Source organism: Hymenobacter sp. 15J16-1T3B (genome assembly GCF_020711235.1).
Classification (GTDB): Bacteria; Bacteroidota; Bacteroidia; order Cytophagales; family Hymenobacteraceae; genus Solirubrum.
The window spans coordinates 80,306-104,613 of sequence record NZ_JAJFAV010000011.1 but is presented as its reverse complement, the minus strand read 5'-3'; the positions used below and the strand labels follow the sequence as shown (position 1 = coordinate 104,613).

At 65.4% G+C, this 24,308-nt stretch carries 20 protein-coding genes; 11 read left to right on the top strand and 9 right to left on the bottom strand.

Annotated elements, in window-relative coordinates; all coding sequences use genetic code 11:
• Positions 1-8: 8 nt before the first annotated feature.
• The 5 genes from xylA to LJ737_RS18125 all read right to left on the bottom strand — a co-directional run bounded on the left by xylA (position 9) and on the right by LJ737_RS18125 (position 6,250).
• Complete coding sequence (gene xylA / locus LJ737_RS18145; RefSeq protein WP_227768163.1) at positions 9-1,337, bottom strand: xylose isomerase; 1,329 nt, start codon at positions 1,335-1,337, stop codon at positions 9-11.
• A gap of 190 nt (positions 1,338-1,527) precedes the next feature.
• Positions 1,528-3,036 (bottom strand): xylulokinase, encoded by a 1,509-nt coding sequence (locus LJ737_RS18140; RefSeq protein WP_227768162.1) that lies wholly within the window; start codon positions 3,034-3,036, stop codon positions 1,528-1,530.
• Positions 3,037-3,206: 170 nt separating this feature from the next.
• Positions 3,207-4,895: a glycoside hydrolase family 43 protein gene (locus tag LJ737_RS18135; protein WP_227768161.1), complete on the bottom strand. Its 1,689-nt coding sequence runs from the start codon at positions 4,893-4,895 to the stop codon at positions 3,207-3,209.
• A 412-nt stretch (positions 4,896-5,307) separates the two neighbouring features.
• Positions 5,308-5,706, bottom strand: coding sequence for a group III truncated hemoglobin (locus tag LJ737_RS18130; RefSeq protein ID WP_227768160.1), 399 nt, complete (start codon positions 5,704-5,706; stop codon positions 5,308-5,310).
• A 46-nt stretch (positions 5,707-5,752) separates the two neighbouring features.
• The gene (locus tag LJ737_RS18125) at positions 5,753-6,250 is read right to left on the bottom strand and encodes a hypothetical protein (RefSeq protein ID WP_227768159.1); all 498 of its coding nucleotides are present in this window, start codon (positions 6,248-6,250) and stop codon (positions 5,753-5,755) included.
• A gap of 307 nt (positions 6,251-6,557) precedes the next feature.
• Here LJ737_RS18125 and LJ737_RS18120 point away from each other — a divergent pair, with 307 nt between their 5' ends.
• The 10 genes from LJ737_RS18120 (at position 6,558) to LJ737_RS18075 (ending at position 17,939) form a co-directional block, all read left to right on the top strand.
• Positions 6,558-9,065, top strand: coding sequence for a heavy metal translocating P-type ATPase (locus LJ737_RS18120; RefSeq protein WP_227768158.1), 2,508 nt, complete (start codon positions 6,558-6,560; stop codon positions 9,063-9,065).
• A 14-nt stretch (positions 9,066-9,079) separates the two neighbouring features.
• Positions 9,080-9,244, top strand: a complete 165-nt coding sequence (gene ccoS, locus LJ737_RS18115; protein ID WP_227768157.1) for a cbb3-type cytochrome oxidase assembly protein CcoS — start codon at positions 9,080-9,082, stop codon at positions 9,242-9,244.
• Between the two features lie 152 nt (positions 9,245-9,396).
• The gene (locus LJ737_RS18110; RefSeq protein ID WP_227768156.1) at positions 9,397-9,831 is read left to right on the top strand and encodes a DoxX family protein; all 435 of its coding nucleotides are present in this window, start codon (positions 9,397-9,399) and stop codon (positions 9,829-9,831) included.
• 347 nt (positions 9,832-10,178) lie between these two features.
• A complete protein-coding gene (gene ccoN, locus LJ737_RS18105; protein ID WP_227768155.1) occupies positions 10,179-12,371 on the top strand; it encodes a cytochrome-c oxidase, cbb3-type subunit I in 2,193 nt (730 codons plus the stop codon).
• A gap of 96 nt (positions 12,372-12,467) precedes the next feature.
• Entirely contained in the window at positions 12,468-12,674 is a 207-nt protein-coding gene (locus tag LJ737_RS18100) for a hypothetical protein (RefSeq protein ID WP_227768154.1), read from the top strand.
• Positions 12,674-13,582 (top strand): cbb3-type cytochrome c oxidase N-terminal domain-containing protein, encoded by a 909-nt coding sequence (locus LJ737_RS18095; protein WP_227768153.1) that lies wholly within the window; start codon positions 12,674-12,676, stop codon positions 13,580-13,582. The genes LJ737_RS18100 and LJ737_RS18095 overlap by 1 nt, the downstream gene beginning before the upstream one ends.
• A 382-nt stretch (positions 13,583-13,964) precedes the next feature.
• Positions 13,965-15,383, top strand: coding sequence for a cytochrome c oxidase accessory protein CcoG (gene ccoG / locus LJ737_RS18090; RefSeq protein WP_227768152.1), 1,419 nt, complete (start codon positions 13,965-13,967; stop codon positions 15,381-15,383).
• A gap of 225 nt (positions 15,384-15,608) precedes the next feature.
• Positions 15,609-16,100, top strand: a complete 492-nt coding sequence (locus LJ737_RS18085) for a FixH family protein (RefSeq protein WP_227768151.1) — start codon at positions 15,609-15,611, stop codon at positions 16,098-16,100.
• Positions 16,101-16,212: 112 nt separating this feature from the next.
• Positions 16,213-16,938: a sulfite exporter TauE/SafE family protein gene (locus tag LJ737_RS18080; protein ID WP_227768150.1), complete on the top strand. Its 726-nt coding sequence runs from the start codon at positions 16,213-16,215 to the stop codon at positions 16,936-16,938.
• Positions 16,939-17,039: 101 nt separating this feature from the next.
• Positions 17,040-17,939 (top strand): universal stress protein, encoded by a 900-nt coding sequence (locus LJ737_RS18075; RefSeq protein ID WP_227768149.1) that lies wholly within the window; start codon positions 17,040-17,042, stop codon positions 17,937-17,939.
• Positions 17,940-18,069: 130 nt separating this feature from the next.
• Here LJ737_RS18075 and LJ737_RS18070 read toward each other — a convergent pair whose 3' ends face one another.
• Together LJ737_RS18070 and LJ737_RS18065 are read right to left on the bottom strand one after the other, a co-directional pair.
• Positions 18,070-19,119, bottom strand: coding sequence for a response regulator (locus LJ737_RS18070; RefSeq protein ID WP_227768148.1), 1,050 nt, complete (start codon positions 19,117-19,119; stop codon positions 18,070-18,072).
• Positions 19,097-20,713 carry a sensor histidine kinase gene (locus tag LJ737_RS18065; protein WP_227768147.1) on the bottom strand — a complete coding sequence of 539 codons (1,617 nt, stop codon included), beginning with the start codon at positions 20,711-20,713 and terminating at the stop codon, positions 19,097-19,099. The genes LJ737_RS18070 and LJ737_RS18065 overlap by 23 nt, the downstream gene beginning before the upstream one ends.
• Before the next feature lie 162 nt (positions 20,714-20,875).
• On the opposite strand from LJ737_RS18065, the gene LJ737_RS18060 reads away from it, so the two are divergent.
• A complete protein-coding gene (locus LJ737_RS18060) occupies positions 20,876-21,217 on the top strand; it encodes a thioredoxin (protein WP_227768146.1) in 342 nt (113 codons plus the stop codon).
• A 463-nt stretch (positions 21,218-21,680) separates the two neighbouring features.
• Here LJ737_RS18060 and LJ737_RS18055 read toward each other — a convergent pair whose 3' ends face one another.
• Positions 21,681-23,213, bottom strand: a complete 1,533-nt coding sequence (locus LJ737_RS18055; protein WP_227768145.1) for a glycoside hydrolase family 32 protein — start codon at positions 23,211-23,213, stop codon at positions 21,681-21,683.
• 146 nt (positions 23,214-23,359) lie between these two features.
• Positions 23,360-24,283, bottom strand: coding sequence for a carbohydrate kinase family protein (locus tag LJ737_RS18050; protein WP_227768144.1), 924 nt, complete (start codon positions 24,281-24,283; stop codon positions 23,360-23,362).
• Between the last annotated feature and the right edge of the window lie 25 nt (positions 24,284-24,308).

The following is a 24,308-nucleotide window of genomic DNA, read 5'->3' as shown; positions in this document are numbered from 1 at the left end:
TTCTTCGCTTAGATGTAGCGGTTGATCAGGTTCTCCAGGTACTCCTGCCGGCCGCTGATGATTTGCGGCTCGCCGTGCTCGGCGGCGTAGTCGCGCAGCTGCTCCAGCGTTAGCTCGCCCCGGCGGAAAGCGGCGCCGGCGCCCGCGTCAAACGAGGCGTAGCGCTGCTGGCGGATCTGCTTGTAATCCGACTTCTGCAGGATGTTGTCGGCCGTGATGAGGGCGCGGGCGAAGATGTCCATGCCGCCGATGTGGGCGTGGAACAAATCCTGCACGTCGGTGGAGTTGCGGCGGATTTTGGCGTCGAAGTTGATGCCGCCGCCCTGCAGCCCGCCGGCTTCCAGAATCACCAGCATGGCCTCGGTCAGCTCGTAGATGTCGTTGGGGAACTGGTCGGTGTCCCAGCCGTTCTGGTAGTCGCCGCGGTTGGCGTCGATGCTGCCGAGCAGGCCCGCGTCGGCGGCCACCTGTAGTTCGTGCTGGAAAGTGTGGCCGGCCAGCGTGGCGTGGTTTACTTCCAGGTTCAGCTTGAAGTCCCCGAGCAAATCGTACTGGCGCAGGAAGCCGATGACGGTGGCCGCGTCGTAGTCGTACTGGTGCTTGGTGGGCTCCATCGGCTTGGGCTCGATGAAGAACGTACCCCGGAAGCCGTTGCGGCGGGCGTAGTCCTTGCAGGTGTGCAGGAAGCGGGCGAAGTTCTCCTGCTCGCGCTGCATGTTGGTGTTCAGCAGGGTCATGTAGCCTTCGCGGCCGCCCCAGAACACGTAGTTTTCGCCGCCCAGCTCGATGGTCGCGTCGATGGCGGCTTTCACCTGGGCCGCGCCGTGGGCCAGCACGTGGAAGTCGGGGTTGGTGGCGGCGCCGTTCATGTAGCGGCGGTGCGAGAAGAGGTTGGCCGTGCCCCAGAGCAGCTTCAGGCCGGTTTCCTGCTGCTTTTGCTTGGCGTACTCCACCATGGTCTGCAGGCGACGCTCGTTGTCGGCCACGTCGTTGGTGTAGTCCACCACGTCCACGTCGTGGAAGCAGTAGTAGGGCAGGCCCAGCTTAGTCAGAAACTCAAACGCGGCGTCCATCTTGGCCTTGGCGCGCGTGATGGCGTCGCCTTCCGAGTCCCAGGGAAACAGGTGGGTCGGTTCGCCGAAGGGGTCGGCGCCGGAGCCGTTGAAGGAGTGCCAGTAGGCGCCGGCGAAGCGCAGCCACTCCTTCATGGGTTTGCCGGCCACCACGCGGTTTTCGTCGTACCAGCGGAAGGCCATGGGGTTGTCGGACTCCAGGCCTTCAAACTTGATGGTGGGAATGGCGCTAAAGAGCGTCTTTTGGTCGAGAACGGTGCTCATGGGAAGTATGATTGGGGTGTTGTGTTCGTGGGGAAGAAGAGGCACTGAGGTCACCAGGCCGTCATGTCGAGCGAAGTCGAGACATCTCGCCGGATAGTAATTTCCTGTTGGCTGGCTGTTTACTCTTGGACGTCAGCACGCGAGATGTCTCGACAAGCTCGACAGGACGGGTTGGGTGGCCCGACAGGACTTAGCTTTTGGCTAGGGCGGCTTCCGGCTGCGGGAGGCGGGCCAGCAGCTCGGCTTTCCAGCGCTGGTAAGTCTGCTCGTACACCGGGGCCTCCGCGTTCGGCTCAATGAGCTGCAGACGCTGCACGTTGCGGAACGCGTCATCGGGCGTAGCGAAGGTGCCGGCCCCGATGCCCGCGCCCAGGGCCGCGCCCACCGAGCCGTCGGTCTGGTACAGCTCCACCGCGAGGCCGGTGGCGTTGACGAAAGCCTGGGCGAAGACCTCGCTGAGGAACATATTGGTCTTGCCGGCCTTGACGACCGTGGGGTGCAGGCCGTTTTCGCGCATCAAATCCAAGCCGTAGCGGAAAGCAAAGGCCACGCCTTCCTGGGCCGCCCGCAGCAGGTGGCTGCTGGTGTGCACGTTCAAGTCGAGGTGCAGGAAGTGGGCGCCCACGGGCTCGTTGGCCAGCATGCGCTCCACGCCGTTGCCGAAGGGCAGGCACAGCAGGCCCTCGGCGCCGGCCGGCACCTGGGCGGCGCGCTGGTTGAGTTCGGGGTAGCTCAATTCGCGGCCCACCGCCTGCTTCGCCCAGCGGTTCATGCTGCCCGCCCCGTTGATGCACAGCAGCACGCCCAGGCGCATCTGCTCGGCCGCGTGGTTGACGTGGGCGAAGGGGTTGACGCGCGAGAGGTGGTCGACGAAGAGCTGGTCGGTCACGGCGTAAATCACGCCGGAGGTGCCCGCCGTGGCCGCCACTTCGCCAGGGCGCAGCACGTTCAGCGACAGGGCGTTGTTGGGCTGGTCGCCGGCTTTGTAGGTGACGGGAATGCCCACCGGCAAATCCAGCTCTTCGGCCACCGACGCGCGCAAGCGGCCGTGCTCGGCAAACACCGGCTGCACCGGCGGAATCAACTCTTCGTCGAAACCGAAGAAGCGGAATACGTCCTCGGAGAGCTGGTGCCGGGCGAAGTCCCAGAATATGCCTTCCGACAGAGCCGACACGCTGGTAGTAGCCTCACCGGTGAGCTGCAAGGCCAGGAAGTCGCCGGGCAGCATCACCTGGCGGATGCGCTGGTACACTTCGGGCTCGTGCTCCTTCACCCAAGCCAGCTTGGCGGCGGTGAAGTTGCCGGGCGAGTTCAGCAGGTGCGTCAGGCACTGCTCCGGGCCGATGGCCTGAAAGGCCGCCTCGCCGTAGGGCACGGCCCGCGAGTCGCACCAGATGATGGCGTCGCGCAGCACGTGGTGGTGCTCGTCCACCAGCACCAAGCCGTGCATCTGGTAGGCAATGCCGATGGCGCCTATGTCCTGCGGGTTGTACTGCTGGGTGGCGTGGGCCAGCAGGATGGCCTGCTTGGCATCCTGCCACCACTGCAGGGGCTGCTGCTCGGCCCAGCCCGGCTGGCGCGCGAGGATTTCGCGCTCCGTCTCGGGGTAGCTCACCGACGCCAAGCAGCGCTGCGTGGCCGCGTCGACCACCGAAACCTTTACCGACGAGGTGCCAAGGTCAATTCCTAGGAGAAGCATGGGCGTTTGAAGTTTGCGCAGAACGTCATTCCGAGCGAGTTCGAGGCATCAAGCGAGGATCGAAGAATCTCGCCGGTTGATGCTGGATAGCGTTTTCATCCTCGGAGAAATAATTAGTATCCGGCGAGATGTCTCGACAAGCTGGGCATGGCGTTCTTTGGGTATGCTGATTACTCGATTCTAAACCAGTCGATGTCGGCGTTGCCGCTGTCGTTGAACTTGCCGGGGCGGGTGCAGAACAGGCCCACTTTGGCGCCGATCCACTTGCCTTCCCGGGCCTGAAACTCCGCCCCGAGCGGTTGGAAGGCCTGCCCGTCGAAGCTGTAGCTGAACTGACACTTGGCGCCGGGCTTCACCGCCACGCGCAGGTACACGGGCTGTTTGGCTTGGTCGGCGGAGAGCGGCACGGCGGCCGTGGTGGCTTCCGCCGAGCCCTTGTCGGCGTCCTTGCACACGCTCTGGCTGAGCTGCAACTTGCCGCCTTGGTTGGTCAGACTGAGGTAGGCGTAATCCAGGCCCATGATTACCAGACCCAGCTTTTCACCTTCCAGGCGGGAGTCGAAACGTAACTTGGCAGTGGCGGTAAACACGTCAGCGGGCAGCTTCTGCAGCAGCAGGTTGGGCTGCTGCCAGAGGTTCTTGTAGCCTTCGGCCAGCGGCATGGCATAGAGGCGCAAGTAGCCCTGCGGGCCGTTCAAGAAAGCCCAGTAGTCCTGCGGGTTGGCGTGCCACTGCCATTGCAGGCCCAGCTGGTTCGAGCTGAATTCATCCGACGTCGGCGGGGTGGCCAGCGGCTGGGCTTTGCCCTTGATTTTGGGCTTGCGGTAGGTCAGCACCGGCTGGCCTTTGCCGTCCCCGTCGGGGTCTTCGCCGATGACGGGCCAGCCGTTTTTCCAGACCATGGGCTGCAGGTGCACTACGCGGCCGTAGGGGCCCTGGTCCTGGAAGTGCAGAAACCAGTCTTCGCCGGCGTTGGTATCCACCCAGGCGCCCTGGTGCGGGCCGTTGATCGGGGTCTTGCCCTGGTCCATCACGATACGCTCCTCGTAGGGGCCGTACACGTTCGTGGCGCGCAGCACCAGTTGCCAGCCCGTGGGCACGCCGCCGGCCGGCGCGAAGATGTAGTAGTAGCCGTTGCGCTTATAAAACTTCGGCCCTTCCAGCGTGGGGTGGCCTTGGTGCCCGTCGAATACCAGCGCGTCGGGGCCGGTCAGGCTCAGGCCGTCGGCGCTCATCGGCGACACGGCCAGAATGGTTTTGATGCCCGCCCGCGAGCCGGCGAAGCCGTGCACGAGGTAGGCCTTGCCGTCCGCGTCCCAAAGCGGGCAGGGGTCAATCCAGCCGCTGGCCTGCTTCAGGCACACCGGCGCCGACCACGGCCCGGCGGGGTTCTTGGCCTTGGTGACAAAAATGCCCAGGTCCGGGTCGGGGTAGTAGATGTAGAACTCCTTGTTGTGGTAGCGCAGGGCCGGGGCCCACACGCCGTTGCCGTGCTGGGGCACCGCGTAGCGCGCCAGCGGCGGCTGCTCGTTGAACACGGCCCCGATTAGCGACCAGTTGACCAGGTCCTTTGAGTGCAGGATTTGCAGGCCCGGCACCGCGTTGAAGCTCGACGAGGTCAGGTAAAAATCCTCGCCCACGCGAATGGCGTCGGGGTCGGAGTAGTCGGCGTAGAGTATCGGGTTTTTGTAGCTGCCGTTGCCCAGGTCGGGCACCCACACCTTCGACAAGGTGCTTTGGGCTTGCGCGGCTCTAGGCAGCCCGCCGCCAACTGCCGTCAGCAGTAGCACCAGCCAGACGGCCTGGGGCAGCCAGGCAGAGGCCAGAACGAATGCACGAAGCCGGGGAACGAAGCGCATTGGGTGGGAAAGGGCGGGCAGGTACTCAGCAGCGAAGCCTCGGAAAGGTAAGAGGAAATTTGGAATTAGTGCTATTCGGAAACGATACCGAAAATGCGAGTAGGTATGGGGCTTTGTGTCTGATTTGTGCGTTTTATGCGTCATTATGCGGTTTTTGGTGTTGCGCGGTTAGGTAGAAAATAATACCGGTATCGTTTCCGGAAGTTGGCAAAAGGCTTAGGATTGTAGAGGGCGAAAGTTCTAACGGAAGGACAGCGCGTTTGTCAGGCCTGTTGGCTGGAGGTACGGGTTCAGTCCAGGAAGCGGCGGGAGAGACGGGGTGGCAACGCGGGGCAAAAGATAAGCCGCCGGGCCCGGTCAGCGCAGCGGCTGGCCCGGACCCGGCGGCTTACGGCCGGTCGGCGGTGACCTTTTAGAGCAGCGACAAGGACGACTTGGGCCGCATGCGGTACTCAAACATGGTGGCAATGTTCAGGGCCTTGACCTTGGCTTCCTCGGCCTTAGGGCCCGCAAAGTTTTCGGCTACGGTCTGGTAAAACAGCTGCAGCCAGCGCTGAAAATGCGGTTTTTCAATCGGCAGGGCCAAGTGCTTGGGGAACGGACGGCCCTTGTAGCGGGCGGTGCCCAATAGAATGCTGCTCCAGAAGTCGTACATGGTGGGCAGGTGTGCTGGCCAGTGCACGGCGGCCACGTCGTTGAAAACCGGACCGAGCAGTTCGTCCTGATTGACCTTGTCGTAAAACCAGTCGACGAGAGCCTGTATGTCGGCTTCGGTTTGAATATCGGGCAGGGAAGCGGGGGCAGCGGACATGGCAGCGAAAAGTGAGCGGGCGGGAATACGGCGGGACAACAACGGCTCAGGCCGCTTGGTGCCGCCGGGCATAGCGGTGCGACTCTTGCCGGCGGGTCTGGCGCAGCGTCCAGCGGAAGGCCAGCATGCCGGTGGTCAGCAGGCAAAGCAGCTTGCCGGCTTCCAGCACCACGTAAGTCACATGCTGGGAGTTGGGAGGGTTGGGCGAGCCCGCCTGCAAAGCTACGGCCCGCACGTCTAGCGCGGGCAGCAGCCATAGCGTCTGGGCGGCCAGAATCAGCACGGCGACGAGCAGGGTCGTCCAGATGCGCGAAGCCACGCCCAGGCGGGCGGCGCAGAGCAGGGCCACCACGCTCAGGGCCAGCTCCACCTTGTTGAGCGCGTGGAATACAATGCGGCCGATGCCCACGCCCAAGGTCACGGTGATGCCCGGGGCGGTAAACTTCAGGGGCGCTTCCAGAAAAGAAATGCCGCAGATCATGCCCGCCCACAGAAATAGGGCCAGCACCAGCAGCAGGGCAAGGGTAGGGGACAGGGGACGCATACGCAAGGAAGGCAAGGTGGCACGCGCACTTCAAAAGCCGTCGTGTCACTTGTAAAACAACGAAAGCGAGAGCCGTGAAGCGGCTCCAATCCGCCGGTTAAAGCCGAAGGGCGGCTACAGGGGAAAAGAAACGGCCGGCATCAGCGCCGACCGAACCCCGGAACAACACCCCAAAAGTCCGGCGAGGGGCGGGCGCGGGCGCTGACGAGGATCAGTTCGGCGGGCTGACGTTCGTCAGCTTTTGGCGGGCGGGGGCGGGGGAAATTTGCCCAGCCACCAGAAGCCCCGTGTCGGGCGCCCTTCCCGCGTGAACCTCACCGCCGAACCAATCCATACCGCCACGGCCTGCGCCCACTGCGGCGACGACTGCCCCGCCGAGCCCATCCGGCTCCGCGGCAAGGCCTTCTGCTGCCAGGGGTGCAAGGCCGTGTACGAGCTGCTCGACGCCAGCAACCTGTGCCAGTACTACGCCCTGGACGAGCACCCCGGCCAGAAAATTCAGCCCGTGGAGCTGCCCGGCCGCTTCGATTACCTCGACGCCGACTCGGTGCAGGCCCAGCTGCTGAGCTTCCGCTCCGCCGAGCTGGCCCGCCTCACCCTGCACCTGCCGCAGATGCACTGCGCTTCCTGCATCTATTTGCTGGAGCGCCTCTACCAGCTCAACCCCGGCGTGACGGACTCGCGGGTCAACTTCCTGCGCAAGGAAATCAGCCTGAGCTACCGGCCCGCCGACACCTCGCTCAAGGAGGTGGTGAAGCTGCTGGCTGCGCTGGGCTACGAGCCGCAGATTACGCTGGCCGAGCTGGGCGCGCAGCCCAACCACGGCAACCGCCGCATCTACTACCAACTGGGCCTGGCCGGCTTCTGCTTTGGCAACGTGATGCTGCTGGCCTTCCCCGATTACCTTTCCTTCACCGACGAGCTGGCCGCCAAGTTCGGCCACTTTTTCGGCTACCTGAGCTTGCTGCTGGCCCTGCCGGTGCTGCTTTACGGCGCCCAGGGATTCTACCGCTCGGCCTGGGCCGGGCTGCGCCAGCGCACCATCAACCTCGACTTCCCCATCAGCCTGGGGCTGACGTCGCTCTTTAGCGTGAGCACCTACGAGGTGCTCAGCCACAGCGGCGCGGGCTACTTCGACTCGTTTACGGGCCTGGTGTTTTTCATGCTCATCGGCAAGTGGGTGCAGCAGCGCACCTACGACGCGCTGCGCTTCGACCGCGACTTCACCTCTTACTTCCCGGTGGCCGTGACCTTGCTCACGGCGGAAGGGGAGAAGTCGGTGTCGGTAAAAGACCTGCAGGTGGGCCAGCGCATCCGCGTGCGCAACCAGGAAGTCATTCCGGCCGACGCCATGCTCATGCGCGGCGCCGGGCAGATCGACTACTCCTTTGTGACGGGCGAGAGCGTGCCGGTGGCCAAGGTGGCGGGCGAAGTGGTGTACGCCGGCGGCCGGCAGGTGGGCGAGGCGGTGGAGCTGGAGGTGGTGCGCGAGGTGTCGCAGGGCTACCTCACCCAGCTCTGGAACAACCCCGCGTTTCAGAAAGCCGACGCCCAAACCCTGGAAACCTACGCCAACCGCGTGGGCCGCTACTTCGTGGCTGCTACCCTGCTGATTGCGGCCGGCGCCATCCTGTACTGGTACCCGCGCGATGAGCAGATGATGTGGCGGGCCTTCACCTCGGTGCTCGTCATTGCCTGCCCCTGCGCCCTCTCGCTGGCCACGCCCTTTGCCCTGGGCAGCGCCCTGGCGGTGTTTGGCCGGCACAAGTTTTTCCTGAAAAACTCGGGCGTGGCCGAAACGCTGGGCCGCGCCACCACCATTGTGTTCGACAAAACCGGCACGCTCACCGACGTGCAGCGCTCGGCCGTGGAGTACTGCGGCCCCGTGCTGACCGAGCGGGAGCAGCAAGCCGTGGCGGCCGTGGTGGCCCAGAGCACCCACCCGCTCAGCCAGCGCCTGGCCCAGCAGCTGCCCAGCGCTGCGCTGCCCGTGGCCAATTTCGTGGAAGTGCCCGGCCAGGGCCTGCGCGGCGTGGTCGGCGGGGTGACGGTGAAAGTGGGCTCGGCCGCATTTGTGGGCATAGACACGGCCGAGCCCTCGGCCGCGGGTGCTGACCCCAGCCTCGCACCGGCCCAAGGGGTAAACCTCGCGCAATCGGCCGGGGCGCCCGAGGCCACGCTGGCCGCGTCCGCCACGACCGACAAGCTGCAGTCGCGCGTGTACGTGAGCCTGGCCGACGACCTGCAGGGCTGCTTCGTGTTCCGCAACGTGTACCGTCAGCAGTTGGGCCCGGTGCTGGCCGACCTCGGCCGCCGCTACCGCCTGGCCGTACTCTCGGGCGACAACGACACCGAACAGGACCGCCTGCGCCAGCTGTTCGGCCCCGCGGCCGAGTTGCGCTTCCGCCAGACGCCCCAGCAGAAGCTCGACTACGTGGCCGAACTGAAGCAGCGCGGCGAAACGGTCATCATGGTCGGCGACGGGCTCAACGACGCCGGCGCCCTGCAACAGGCCGACGCCGGCGTGGCCCTCACCGACACGCTCACCAACTTCTCGCCCGCCTGCGACGCCATCCTCGACGCCGGCAGCTTCGGGCGGCTGAGCACCTTCCTGGCCTTCACCCGCGACTGCCTGCAGGTGGTGCTGGCCACCTTCGTCCTCTCCTTCGTCTACAACGGCCTCGGCCTGGGCCTCGCGGTGCAAGGCAAGTTCACGCCCATCGTGTCTGCCATTCTGATGCCCATCAGCTCCCTGAGCGTGATGGTGTTTGCCACCCTGCTGGTGCGCTACGCCGCCCACCGGCGCCACCTCTAACCCCACTCTGACTTATGGAAATCATCTTCGGCCTCATCACCATTTCGCTCTGCGTGGCCGTGCTCTTTCTACTGGCCTTCGTGTGGGCCGTGCGCACGCAGCAATACGACGACACCTACACGCCCGCCGTGCGCATGCTCTTCGAAGACGACGAAACGCAGCAGCGCGCTGAGCAGTAGCAAGCAGAAAGCAGGACGTTCGTCGTAACGGCGCCTAGCGCCGCGTCCGTTCAACACCTTGGCTGCTTCGCAGAATAGGCGCCGGGTGCCACCCTATTGACCAGCCGGTGCGTACGCATGGGCAGCGGGGCCAACTCCCCGCGCCGACCACCATGCGACACCACACCAAGACGACTACGTTGCAGGATGCCGCCCGCAGCATCCTCGGCACTTTTATGGTAGCGGCCGGCACCGGCCACCTCACCTTTCAGCGGCGCGAGTTTCAGGCCCAGGTGCCCGACTTCGTGCCCCTCGCCAAAGACACCACCGTGCTGCTCTCGGGCGTGGTCGAAATCGGGCTGGGCCTCTCGCTGCTGTTCTGGAAGCGCGAACGGGCGGCGCTGGGCCTGGCGCTGGGCGCGTTCTACGTGGCCGTTTTCCCCGGCAACGTGCACCAGTACACCCACCACCTGAGCGCCTTCGGCCTCGACACCGACCAGAAGCGGCTGGCGCGGCTGTTCTTCCAGCCCGTGCTGGTGGCCTGGGCCCTGTGGAGCACCGGCGCGCTCAAGGCGCTGTGGCAAAGCCGCAAGCAGCGGGAAGGCTGAGTAGCGCAAAAAAGCACGTCATCCTGAGCCGCAGGCGAAGGACCTTCCGCGCACCTTGCACCAACTGTAAAGCGCAGCCACCAACGCCCAATCGTCCGGGCCGTGGGGGCTGCGCTTCGGCATTTCTAAAAAGCGTCGGCGCTTCGTAGGCAGCGGCGGGGCGGGGTGGGAGGAGGGTCCTTCGCTGCGCGTACGCCAGATGAGGATGACGGGCTTTTTTCGACGCTGGTTGACCGTTCTGCCAGGTTCGCCTGACATCAATCAGCCGGCGTGGCTGACGTTCGTCATCTTTTGCCGGCGGCCCGATTCGGAGTTTTGTCCTACTTCAAAACAACCCGTTTCGCGCTATGGCTGTGCTGGCTCCAGCGAAACTGCCGGGAGAGGAAAAACCTCTGTCCAAGGCCGTTCTCGCCTCGTTTTACGACAACAAAATCGTCCGAGACTTCGGCGTTGCCACCGTGTTCTGGGGCATTGCCGGCATGCTCATCGGCGTCATTGCGGCCTTTCAGCTGGCGCGGCCCGAGCTGAACATGGGCACGCCCTACACCACCTTCGGCCGCATCCGCCCGCTGCACACCAACGCCGTCATCTTCGCCTTCGTCGGCAACGGCATCTTCACCGGCGTGTACTACTCCCTGCAGCGCCTGTGCAAGACCCGGATGTACTCGGATTTGCTGAGCAAAATCCACTTCTGGGGCTGGCAGCTCATCATCGTTTCGGCCGTGGCCACCTTGCCGCTGGGCTTCACCACCTCTAAGGAATACGCCGAGCTGGAGTGGCCCATCGACATTGCCATTACGCTGATCTGGGTGGTGTTCGGCTGGAACATGTTCGGCACCATTGCCCGCCGCAAGGAAAAGCACCTGTACGTCGGCATCTGGTTCTACATTGCCACCTTCCTGACGGTAGCGGTGCTGCACATCGTCAACTCGATGGAAATTCCGGTGTCGTTTATGAAGAGCTACTCGCTCTACGCCGGGGTGCAGGACGCGCTGGTGCAGTGGTGGTACGGTCACAACGCGGTAGCCTTCTTCCTCACCACGCCCTACCTGGGTTTGATGTACTACTTTCTGCCCAAGGCGGCGGAGCGCCCCGTGTACTCGTACCGCCTCTCCATCATTCACTTCTGGTCCCTGATTTTCATCTACATCTGGGCCGGCCCGCACCACTTGCTCTACACCGCCCTGCCCGATTGGGCACAGTCGCTGGGCGTGGTCTTCTCCGTGATGCTGATTGCTCCGAGCTGGGGCGGCATGATCAACGGCCTGCTCACGCTGCGCGGCGCCTGGGATAAGGTGCGGCAGGAGCCCATCCTGAAGTTCATGGTGGTGGCCATTACGGCCTACGGCATGGCCACCTTCGAAGGCCCGATGCTGAGCCTGAAAAACGTCAACGCCATTGCCCACTTCACCGACTGGATTGTGGCCCACGTGCACGTCGGCGCCCTGGGCTGGAACGGCTTTTTGACCTTCGCCGTGCTCTACTGGCTGTGGCCGCGCCTCTACCAGACCCCGATTCACTCGCGCAAGCTGATGAACGTGCACTTCTGGCTGGGCACCCTGGGCATCCTGTTCTACGCCCTGCCCATGTACTGGGCCGGCTTCACGCAGGGCCTGATGTGGAAGCAGTTCAACGAGGAAGGCATGCTGCAGTACGCCAACTTCCTCGAGACGGTGATGCAGATTGTGCCGATGTACTACCTGCGCGGCATCGGCGGGGTGCTCTACCTGAGCGGCGTGTTCCTGATGGTGTACAACCTCTACCAGACCGCCAAAGCCGGCACCCTGCTGGCCAACGAGAAGTTCCACGCCCCGGCCGTCATCGACCACGAGCACAGCCACGAGGGCGGGCACTGGCACCGCTGGATTGAGCGCCGCCCCGTGCAGCTGAGCATCGGCGCCACCATTGCCATCCTCATCGGCGGCGCGGTGGAGATGATTCCGACGTTCATGATCAAGTCCAACGTGCCCACCATTGCCTCGGTGAAGCCCTACACCTCGCTGGAGCTGGAAGGCCGCGACCTGTACATCCGCGAGGGCTGCGTGAACTGCCACACCCAGATGGTGCGTCCCTTCCGCTCCGAAACCGAGCGCTACGGCGAGTACTCCAAGGCCGGCGAATTCGTGTACGACCGGCCCTTCCTCTGGGGCTCGAAGCGCACCGGGCCCGATTTGCACCGCGTGGGCCAGAAGTACCCGCACTCCTGGCACTACAACCACATGATGGACCCCACCAGCATGTCGCCCGGCTCCATCATGCCGCCCTACCCCTGGCTGTTCGAGAATAGCATCGACTACTCCAGCACCCCGGCCAAAATCAGCGCCCTGCGCAAGCTTGGCACGCCCTACCCGGCCGGTTTCGAAACGGAAGCCGTAGCCGCGGCCCAAAAGCAGGCCGCCGGCATCGTGGCCGACCTCGCGAAAGAGGACATTCAGGTGAAGTCGGACAAGGAAATCGTGGCGCTGATTGCCTACCTGCAGCGCCTCGGCACCGACATCAAAGTGAAGGACGAACAGGCCGCCGCCGTAGCCGCCGAATAACCCACATGGCCCCGGGCGGGGCGCCGAACCCCCTGCGTGCTGGAAACACCTGCTTCCGGCGCCCCGCCCTCAACCGGCCAGCAAGACCGAGCTGTCATGTACAAGAACGTTCTGGAGAACATCACGGGCATCGAAATCTACCCGCTCATCTCCTTCGCCATTTTCTTTCTCTTCTTCCTCTCGCTGCTGGTGTACGTGGCCGTGGTTAGCCGCTCGCACGTGCAAGCCATGAAGCAAATGCCGCTGCTCGACGACGACCACGCCGCCCTGCAGGCCCAAACGGAAGGAGGTGCGTTGTGCTAATGCGTAAGCTACCCCTCGGCGCCTTGCTGACGCTGAGCGCCCTGCTGAGCGGGGCCGCGGCCCTGGCCCAAGACGCGGCCCCCGCCGCCGCGCCGGCCGCCGACGCGGCCCAGAAAGCCGCCGAAGCCGGCTCCGACCTGACGGCCATGCTCTGGCTCATGGGCGGGCTCACGGTGCTCATCATCTTCGTGCTGCTGATGCTCTTCGCCCTGCTCTGGCAGATGCGCCCGCTGCTGCGCGAGGTCTACGCCATCGAAACCATCCGCGAGTCGTGGTACGGCCGGGCCCTGGGCCTGTTCCTGGGCGACACGGTGGGGCTGACCGGCAAGTACAAGGTCGACGTGATGGCCGGCCACGACTACGACGGCATCACCGAGTACGACAACGACCTGCCGCCGTGGTGGAAGTACGGCTTCTACCTCACCATCGTGTTCGGAGTGGCCTACTTCATCCACTTCCACGTGACGCAGGATGGCCAGCTGAGCGAGGCCGAGTACCAGCACGAAATGGCCGAAGCCGCGCTGATGGCCGCCAAAATGGGCGCCAACGACGACCCCAACAAGCCCACCGATTACAAGCCCCTGACCGCCGCCGCCGACGTGGACGCGGGCAAAACCATCTTCGCCCAGAACTGCGCCGCCTGCCACGGCCAGAGCGCCGAGGGCAAAGTGGGCCCGAACCTGACCGACGAGTACTGGCTGCACGGCGGCGAAGTAAACAAGGTGTACCACACGGTGAAGTACGGCGTGCAGGGCAAGGGCATGGTGGCCTGGAAAGGCAAGCTTTCCTCGAAGCAGATGCTGCAAGTAGCCTCCTACATCCTCACCCTGCAGGGCTCGAACCCGGCCAACGCCAAGGCGCCGCAGGGCGAGAAGGAAGCCGCCGGCAAGCCCGTGGCCAAGCTGTAAGCCTTCCGAACGTCATGCCGAGCGCAGCCGCGGCATCTCGCGTGCTGATGCCGGATAGTAAACGCAACGAGCATATTACTATCCGGCGAGATGCCGCGGCTGCGCTCGGCATGACGACCTAGTAAATCAACACCAAACAGCCCGCGGCGGGGCTTCCTCCTTCCTCCCCGCCGCGCGTCCGAACGCTGCTTTCAGCACAGCCCAGGTTCGGGCGAGCCGCTGGCCCACCTGCCAGCGGCGGGCTTCTGGGGCCTTTTCGGTGGCCCCGCGCCGCCACGCCAGGCCCGCAAGCGGCCCGACGGCATAGTGCAGTAGACCATAGTTAACGCCCGCCGCGGCTGCGCGCTCCACCGGAGCCGCGGCCGGGCCCGGGCCGCCCCCGATGAGTACCGTCGTTAATCAACCCGCCCCCGCCGACCAGTCCTTCCGCGACTCTATCGCCACGATAGACAGCAAGGGCAAGCGCGTGTGGCTATACCCCAAAAAGCCCAAAGGCCCGCTGTACAACGCCCGCAAGTGGGTCAGCTACGGCCTGCTCACGCTGCTCTTCGCCGGTCCCTGGCTGCGCATTCACGAGCTGCCGGTGCTCATGCTCAACGTGGTGGAGCGGAAGTTCATCATCTTCGGACAGATCTTCTGGCCCCAGGACTTCTTCATCCTGCTGCTGGGCATGCTGGCCTTCGTGCTCTTTATTATCCTCTTCACGGTGGTGTACGGCCGGATTTTCTGCGGCTGGGTGTGCCCGCAGACCATCTTCCTGGAAATGGTCTTCCGCCGCGTCGAGTACTTCTTCGAAGGCGACGCCCCGCAGCAGAAAGCCCTCGATAAGGCCGACTGGACCTGGAACAAAATCGGGCGCAAGACGGGCAAGCACGCGGTGTTCCTGCTCATCTCGTTTCTGATTGCCAACACTTTTCTGGCCTACATCATCGGTTCCGACGCGCTGACGCGCATCGTCACCGACTCGCCCCTGGAGCACCTGGGCGGGCTCAGCTCCATGGTGCTGTTCACGGGCGTGTTCTACGCCGTGTTTGCCCGTTTCCGCGAGCAGGTGTGCACCATTGCCTGCCCTTACGGCCGCCTGCAGGGCGTGATGCTCGACAAGAACACCATCACCGTGGCCTACGATTACGGCCGCGGGGAGCCGCGCGAGAAGCTGCGCAAAAACCAGGAGCGCACGGCCGGCGACTGTATCGACTGCCGGCAGTGCGTGCAGGTGTGCCCCACCGGCATCGACATTCGCAACGGCGCCCAGCAGATGGAGTGCATCAACTGCACTGCTTGCATCGACGTGTGCAACTCCATCATGGACCTGATCAACAAACCCCAGGGCCTGATCCGCTACGACTCGGAGGCGCACATCGAAGCCGGCACCAAGTTCAAGGTTACCGGCCGTATCAAGGCCTACTCGGCCGTGCTTGTGCTGCTGCTGGGCGTGATGGTGGCCCTGCTCGTGACGCGGGCCAACGTGGAAGCCACCGTGCTGCGCACCCCCGGGCAGCTTTACCAGAAAACTGAGCGCGGCACCGTCACCAACCTCTACAACGTGTCGGTCATCAACAAAACCAACCGCGCCATGCCCCTGGAGCTGCGCGTGCTGGAGCCGGCTGGCGGCACGGTGCAGCTGGTGGGCCAGCCTGGCCTGAAGCTGCCCGCCCAGGGCATCGTGGAGGGCGTGTTTTTCGCCGAGCTGCCCCGCACGGCCCTGCGCAAGACCAGTAACAAGATTCGGGTGGGCGTGTACAGCGGCGGCCAGCTGATTACGGAAGCCAACACCAAATTCCTGGCCCCGCCGCAGTAGGCAAGGCGCTAAACCAAACAGTGACCGAATAGCAAATAAGAACGTCATCTGAGCCAAAGGCGAAGGACCTCCTTCAAGTCCAGTACCAACCGAAAGGCGCAGCCACCAACGCTCTTTTGTCAGAACGTCGAAACCAGGACCTACCCTCTGGTGCCGGGCGTGCGCAAGTTTCTTCGTCCGCGCTTGATGCGCGACATGCTCAGGATGACATCACCAACCCACCCCATGACTACCCTCACCGTGAATAAACCCGCCCCGGCCCAGCCGCGCAGCCTCTGGCCTTACGCCATCATTGCCGCCTTCGTGCTCTTCGCCGGCTTTATCGGCTACATGGTGCGCCAGGCCATGCGCAGCAGCGTCGACCTGGTGAGCAAGGACTACTACGAGCAGGAGCTGCGCCACCAGCAGCGCATGAACGCCGTGGCCCGCACCGCCGCCCTGGCCCAGGGTGTGCAGGTAACCTACCAGCTGGCCGAGCGCCGCCTCACCGTACAACTGCCCGCCGCGCTGGCCGGGCAGGACCCGAGCGGGCAGGTGCAGTTCTTCCGCCCGGCCGACCAAACCCTGGACTTCACCGTGCCGCTGCAGCCCGACGCCGCCGGCCGGCAGCAGCTGAGCACGGCCCGGCTCAAGCCCGGCTACTGGCGCGTGCGCCTCGATTTTGAGGCCGGTGGACAGCCGTATTTCGTGGAGCAGAGCATCGTGGTCGGCAACTGATTTTCGTCATGGTATACGGCGGCGGCGCTGACGAACTTGCCCTTCGTCAGCGCCGCCGCGGCGTTTGGGCAGACCGCCAGAACAACCAATTCACCACTTCACACTTCCACCGATGCTCTGGGCCGGGTTTCTTTTCGGGCTGCTGGGTAGCTTCCACTGCGTGGGCATGTGCGGTGCTATTGCATTGGCCTTGCCGGGCGCAGGCGCGCGCGGCTGGGGCTTCGTGGCGGGCCGCACGCTCTACAACCTCGGCCGCATCAGCACTTACACCGCTCTGGGCGCCGGGGCCGGGCTGCTGGGCCAGTCGCTGCGGCTGGCCGGGTTGCAGCAGGGCCTGTCGGTGGCGTCGGGCGTGCTGATTCTGCTGCTGGTGGTGGTGCCCGAGCGGCACACCGGCCGCGCCGCCGCCTGGCTGGGCCTCGACCGCGTGCTGGCCCGGCTGAAGCAGGCCTTGGCGTACTGGTTTCAGCGGCACGGGCTCGGAGCCTTGTACCTGAGCGGGGTGCTAAACGGCCTGCTGCCCTGCGGGCTGGTGTACCTGGCCTTGGCGGGCGCGTTGAGTGCGCCGGGTGGCCTGGGTGGGTCGGCGGCGTACATGGCGCTGTTTGGGCTGGGTACCCTGCCGCTGATGCTGGCCCTGTCGCTCACGGGGCAGCTGGTGCCGCTGCACTGGCGCACCCGGCTGCGGCAGGCCGTGCCGGTGGCGGCCACGGCGCTGGCCGTGCTCTTCATTGTGCGCGGGCTGGGGCTGGGCATTCCGTACCTGAGCCCGCAGCTGAGCAAGGCCGTGCCGGCGGCCCACTCCCAGCGCCCCGCCGCCATTACCATGTGCCACTAGTGCCCGCCGCCCGGCGGAGTTGCTTTCATCTCTCACTTCTAATCAAACACCCTCGGCCGGCTGCTTTTCTTCCCGCAAAAGCAGCCGCGGGGTAGGGCCCCATGAAGACCATCCTCGTTCCCCTCGACCTAACGGCCGCCGCCGAGCCCACCGTGGTCTACGCCAATAAGCTGGCCGTACGCCTCGGGGCCGAAGTCGTGCTGCTGTACTGCCACCACGGCGCCCTCAGCCCCGCCGACGCCGCCGACTACCAGCAGCGCCTGCACACGCTGGCCGAGCGCCTGCGTTACGTGCAGCTCGTGCGCCAGGACGGCCGCCGCATCCGCTACCGCTTCGCCGTGCGCACCGGCTGTTTGCACGACCACGTGCAGGACGTCATCGATGAGTGCGGGGCCGAGCTGCTGGTCATGGGCCTGGAGCACGTCGACTGCGGCGAGGCGGCCATTGGCGGCAACCACGCCGCCCGCATTGCCGGCTTGGCCCGCTGCCCGGTGCTGGTGGTGCCGCCCGGTGCCCGCACCCTGCCCCAGCGCGCCGCCTTTCTGGCCGATTTCGGCCACCTCGATGCCGCGGCGCTGGCGCCGCTGATACCGCTGTTGGAGCAGCTCAAGCCGCAGCTGCAGCTGGTGCATTTCTACCAGCAGCTCGATTTGCCGGAGCTGCTGCGCGTCAAGCGCGGCATGCAGCTGATGCAGCGCGAGTTGCCGGGCATCCCGCTGCGCACCCGCCTCGTGCTCGACGACGACCCGCTGGAGGGCATCGGCGAGTTCTGCGAAGCCACGCAGGCGCAGTTGCTCGTCTTCGCGCCCACCGGCGCCGCCCTGCTCGACCGGTTTTTCGACGTGTGCTACACCAAAACGCAGGCCTATCACACCCGCATTCCGCTGCTGGTGCTGCCTCAGCCCACCCGTTCCGCCGAGGGCGTGTGCTGCGAGCATTGCGCCCAACTGCGGCCGGCCGGCGAGGTGAAAAAAGCCTTGTCCGTAGCCCTCGGCGCGTAGGGCTCCTCATAAACACAAGCGGCGGCCCCTGCCGTAGGAGCCGCCGCTTGCGTGTGGTTAGTGTCGCACGAAGCGTCGTTCGACGACGGCGTTGCGCCTTGCGTGCGGAAGCCGGCAACGAGCCGCGGCCCTACCAGTGCGCCCGGCGCAGCTTCTCCGGCTGCAGCACGCGGATATCCTTACCCGCCAGCTCGATCAGGCCGTCCTGCTTGAACTCGCTCAGCGTCCGAATCAGCGACTCCGGCGCGGTGCCGACGAGGGCGGCCATGTCGTCGCGGGAAAGCTGAAAGGCCGAGGCATCGGCGGCGTGCTGCTCGTGCAGGCGCAGCAGCGTGTCGGCCACGCGGCGGCGGATGGAGTTGTAGGCCATGCCCACCAGCTGCTGCTCCCGCTCGCTCACGCGGCCGGCCAGCAGGCGGATGAATTGCTGGCTGACCTCGGGGTTGCGCAGCACCAGCTGGGTGAAGTCGTCCTTCGGGATGTACACCAGCTCGGAGTCGTCCACGGCCACCGCGGAGTCGCTGTGCTTGGTGTGCTCCAGCAGCGGCATGTAGCCGAAAAACTCGCCCGGCCCATAGATGCCCGTAATCAGCTCCTTGCCGGCGGCGGTGGTTTTGATGGTTTTCACCCGGCCGCTCTGCACGAAGTAGAGGCGGGTGGGCTCGTCGCCCTCGCGGTAGATGGTCTGCTTTTTGGGCGCGACGTGTAGCTTGCGGTCCACGGTAAGGCCCTCCAGATTGCCCACGACGCGGGCGTCAGCCAGAAACTCCTGCAGGCCACCGCGCTGCAGGTCGTAGTCGGCGCGCAGCTGGCGGAAGCGGTTCAGGCGCCCGCTCACGGCGCTCAGCAGCTCGCTTTCCTCGAAGGGCTTGGTCAGGTAGTCGTCGGCGCCCAGCTCCATGCCCTTGCGCATGTCCACGCGCTCGGTCTTGGCGGTGAGGAAGATGAACGGCAGCCCGGCCAGCTCGGGGTCCTGGCTGAATATCTGCAGCACGCCGTAGCCGTCGAGCACGGGCATCATGATGTCGCAAATGACCAGGTCGGGGCGGGTGGCGCGGGCCTGTTCCACGCCCAGCTTGCCGTTTTCGGCGGTGAGCACGCGGTAGCCGGCCAGTTCCAGAATTTCGGCCGTCGATTCGCGGATCAGCTCGTTGTCCTCAATCAGCAGGATGGTTTTCATAGGGAATGGTGACGGTGACGGTGGTGCCCTGCCCCAGCTGGCTGTGCAGGCTGATCTGCCCGCCCATCAGTTCGAGGTAGCGCCCCACAATGTAAAGCCCCAGGCCCGTGCCGGGAATGTTGGTGACGTTGCGGGCGCGGAAAAACCGCTCGAACAGGTGCTCCTGGTCGTCGGCCGAAATGCCCACGCCCTGGTCCTGCACGGCCAGCGTGAGCTGCCCACCTTGGCAGGCGGCGTGCAGGAGTACTTCGGAGCCCTCGGCGGAGTACTTGACGGCGTTGCTGAGCAGGTTGACGAGGATTTTACGCAGCAGGGAGGGGTCGAGCACCACCGGGGCGGGGCAGCCCACCTGCTGGCGGATGCGCTGCCCGGCCTTGAGCAGGGGCTGCACGTCGGCCACCACGTCGCTGAGCAGGGCGGGCAGCTCCAGCTCCACCGGCCGGGCCTGCACCTTGCCCTCCTCGATGCGGCCCACGGAGAGAAACTCCTCCAAGATGTCGTTGAGGTGCTTGACGGAGTTGCGGATGCGCTGCAGGTGCTTCACGCGCTTGTCCTGCTGCTCCGTGTCGGGGTATTTTTCGATGAGGGTGGCCGAGTTCATCACCGCCGTGAGCGGGGTGCGAAACTCGTGCGAGGCCATGCTCACGAAGCGCGACTTCAGCTCGCCCAGCTCCTGCTCGGCGGCCAGGGCCTTGGCCAGCTCCTCGGAGCGCTGCTCCAGCTGGGCCAGGGTGCTGAGCAGGGCGTGGGTGCGGTCGGCCACCTTCTGCTCCAGCTCGGCGTTGAGCTTTTCCACGCGCTGGCGTTCGGCAATCAGTTCCCGCTCGGCTTCTCTCTTATAGGTGATGTCGAGGATGTAAGATACCACGTACAGCTCCTCGTCGAGGTGAAAGTAGCTCAGGCTGACCTCCACCGGAAACACCGAGCCGTCCTGGCGCTGGCCCTGCAGGTCGCCGCGGTGGGCGCCCATGGCCCGCACCGAGGGCGCGGCGTTGAACGACTCGCGCAGTTGCTCGTGGTGGTGGCTTACCGTGCGCGGCACCAGCACCTCGATGCGCTGGCCTAGCAGCTCGCCCGGCCGGTAGCCAAACAGCTGCTCGGAGAGGTGGTTGGCCGACACGATCTGCCCGTGCCGGTCGCACATGATGATGCCGATGGTGGCGTTGGCCACTACCGCCTCGAAGCGGCTCACGCTCTGGGCCAGCTCCCGCTCGGCCAGCAGCAGGCGGTCGGGGCCGCTCAGGCGCACCAGGTGCAGGGGGCGGCCTTCGTGGTCGAAGGGCGTGAGTTCGATGCGGACGCGGGTGGTGTCGCCGCCGGCGCGGGTCACCACGGCTTCCAGCAGTGCGTGGCCAGTCTGGTGAGCCGTCAGCAGGGCGGCTTCCCAGTTGTGGCCGGGGGCAGGCTGCACCGGCAGCGCGTCGTCGGCCACCTGGGCTTGCAGAAAGGCGGCTTCGGAAGGATAGCCCAGCAGCTGCGCGCCCATGGGGTTGACGCGAATGAAGCGGCGGGCGGGCTCGTCGTACACGCCGATGAATTCCTGGGCTTGCGTGAAGAGCAGCGAAGCGAGGGCGTGGGCGTAGGTGGAAGGCATGAGCGGGAAGAAGCGCCGGGCAGGGCTACGGCAACGCCCGGCGGCCCAAGTTGGGCATAATCGGGCGGGAATGATAGATGTTAAGCCCCCAAGATGACGAATATCATAGAATCCGGCGGCGCCAAGGCCCAATTTTACCCTGCAATTCAACCCCGCACCCGCATGAGCGTCCTGTCTTCCACTTCGTTGCTGCCTGCCGCCGACGCCGCCGTGTTGCTGGTGCTGCTGCCCGTGGCCAGCCACGCCGACGGCGGGGCGCCGCGCTTTACCCCGGCCGCGCTGGAGCAGCTGCAGCGCCGCCTCGGGCCGAGCATTCGCGTGCTGCGCATCGACGAGGCCAGTCACCCCACGGTGGTGCGCAGCTTTCACGCCCAGCAGCTCCCGGCCTGCGTGCTGGTGCGTCAGGGCGTGGAGCTGTGGCGCCAGCCCGGCCTACCCGACGACGACGGTGCCGCTGCCGAACTGCTCGGCAAGCTGGCCGCCCCCGCCGGTGTCAGCGACTAGTCCCGACACCCCATCATGTAGCCGCCCGGGCGCCGCGCGGTGCGGCGCCCGGGCGTGATGAGCTTTGCGCCCTGGTTTCGTTGCCGCCTCAGGGCCGGGGTGTGGTGAGTTTTTGTGGAACAGGACACTACGTCGCCCACCAGAACCAGGCGTAAAAGCAATAGTCGGTGCTTGCGGCGCGGGGCGTGCCGGTCAGCGCGTTGCCGCCGCCGGTTGTGCCCGGGGCCGTGGTACGGCGTCTTTCCGGCAGCCGGCCAAGCACAGAACCGCCGCGACGCGGCCAATCAGCGGCAGCGCGGGGTGCAAACGGTTCATCGGGAAGTAGTTGGAACTGGCAAAGCCCCACCGCCGCGCTTCCAGCTCGGGAAGCGCGGCGGTGGGGCTTTAGGTGATGTAGCGCAGGGGCGTCGGCGGCTAGCCCCAAGGCGCCTTCTTTGCGCGCTGTTTCTACCGAATTGGTGCGCTAGTTCGCGTCGGGGGCCAGCTTGGCGTAGTCGAACTCGCTAATGACGAGGCCGGCCGAGGAACGGAGCTTGAGGGTGGTGTAGGGCTCGGAGGGGAAAAACAGCTCGGTCAGGGTGGTCAGGCCGCCATCGGCAAACACCTCCACGGAAGACGCGTCGAAGAGGAGCGTGAGGTCGGCCGCGGGGGCAGTGGTGCGGCGCGGCGCTGGGTGGCGGCCCGCAAAGTCCTTGCTGAAGCCGCTCGGGCCGGCTTTCGAGCGGTCCACAAAGTACTGGTTGGCCTTTTGGTCGTAGCCGATGAGCAGCTCCTCGCCGCGCTGGTTGCCGAGCACCAGGGCGAAGTCGGCGAGCTGGGCAGTGCTCAGCTCGATGCGCATTTTGTCGCTGAGCGGCTGGGGCAGGCGCGTGGTCAGGTCCAGCTCGGTCTTCACCGGCAGGCCCGTCAGGTGCACGGCGCCGGGCTGCATCAGCTGGGCCACTTCCCGCGCCGGCCGCGAAGTCAGATACACTTCTTTGCCGACGCGCTTCAGGGCTAGCTCGCGCGGCACGGTCATGGCGTTGCGCCAGGGCGAGGTGGGCACTTGGTTGGCGTACTGCCAGTTGCTCATCCAGCCCAGAAAGAGGCGCCGGCCGCCGGGGGCGTTGTTCCAGGTCACGCCGGCGTAGTTGTCCTTGCCGTAGTCCACCCAGCGCACCGGCGGCGCGGCCTGGTCGGGCCGGAACGTGTGGCCGTCGAACTGCCCGAGGAAGTACTGCGTGGCCGAGCCGCCGTTGGGCCCGCCGGGGTTGATGCTCACCAACAATACCCACTTGGTTTGGCCGTCCACGGTCAGCGGAAACAGGTCGGGGCACTCCCAGACCCCGCCGTGGGCGCCGAGCTTGGCCCCAAACTCGCTCTCCTTGGCCCAGGTCTTCAGGTTGGGCGAGGAGTAGAAGGTGATGCGGTCCTTGGTGGCCAGGGTCATGATCCACTTTTTCACCTGCGGGTTCCAGCTCACTTTCGGGTCGCGGAAGTCCGGAATGCCGGGGTTGGGCAGCACGGGGTTGCCGGCGTACTTGGTCCAGGTCTGGCCGCCATCCGTGCTGTACGCCAGGCTCTGGTACTGGTGCTTGTTGGTTTTTCTCTTTTCCTCCGGGTCGTTGTGGTGGGTGAAGATGGCCACCAGGGCGTTTTTGCCGAAGCCGGCGGTGTTGTCCTTGTCCACCACGGCCGAGCCGGAGAAAATCCAGCCGAGCTTATCCGGAAACAGGGCAATGGGCTGCTGCTGCCAGTGCACCAGGTCGGTGCTGGTGGCGTGGCCCCAGTGCATGGGGCCCCACACCATGGCCTCGGGGTAGTGTTGGAAAAATAGGTGGTAGGTGCCGTCCACGTACACCATGCCGTTGGGGTCGTTCATCCACATTTGGGCCGGCGAGAAGTGGTAGGCCGGGCGGTATTGCGGGGTGGCGGGCGGGATATTGGCGGCCGGGGTCTGGGCGTGGCTGGTAGCGGCGGCCGTCAGCAGGGACAGGGCCAGCAGAAGTCGTTTCATGCGGTGGGAGGTCGGAAAGGAGGACAAATTAGGCCGTCATGTCGAGCGCAGCCGAAACATCTCGTCGGATAGAAATTTCAATCAGCAGGGTACTATCTGCCATCAGCCAGCGAGATGTCTCGCGGGGCTCGACATGACGTTCTTTTTTAATGCGGGGCGGGCTGCTCCGTCTGCGAGGCCAGCAGCTCGCGCACTTCGGCTTCGCTGAAGGCGGGCGTGGCGCCGTAATGCGTGGCCACCAGCGCGCCGGTGGCGCAGGCGAAGCGCAGGCACGCGCCGGGCTCCTGCCCGGCCAGCCAGCCCTTCAGCAGCGCGGCCAGAAACGAGTCGCCGCTGCCGATGGTGTCCTTGACCTGCACGCGCACGCCGGGGGCCTGGTAAAGCTGGTTCTGCGCCCAGAGCAGGGCCCCGTCGGCCCCGCAGGTGACGCACACGGCCTGCAGGCCGAAGCGCGCGGCCAGCCACTGCATGGCGGCGGGCCGCTCGGGGCCGGCGGTGTATTCCTGCCCAAACCAGCCCATGATTTCGGCCAGCTCGTGGTGATTCATCTTCACCAAATCGGCCTTCTGCAGCAGGTATTTCACCACCTCCTTGGTGTAGTGCGGCGGGCGCATGTTCACGTCGAACACGCTGAACTTGGCGTGCTCGATGAGGCGGTACAGCGTCTCGCGGGTGGCGGGGCTGCGGGCCGAGAGGCTGCCGAACACGAGCATGTCGGCCTGCTCCACCAGCGCGTCCAGCGCCGGCTCGTGCTGAATGTAGTCCCAGGCCACGGGCTGCACGATTTTGTAGGTCACCTCGTTGGCGTCGTCCACGTTGGCCTTCACCACGCCGGTCAGGTGGGTGCGGCCGCGCTGCACGTAGTCGGTGCTCAGCCCTTTCGAGGCTACAAAATCGAGCAGCTCCACGCCCAAATCGTCGTCGCCGACGCGGCTGATGAGCTGGGTGGGCACGCCGAGCTGGTGCAGGTGCACGGCCACGTTGAAGGGCGCCCCGCCGGGCTGCTTGCCCGAGGGCAGCACGTCCCAGAGAATTTCGCCGAAGCAGACAACTTGGGTGGGAGTAGTCATGTGATGGTGGGTTTAGAGCGTCATG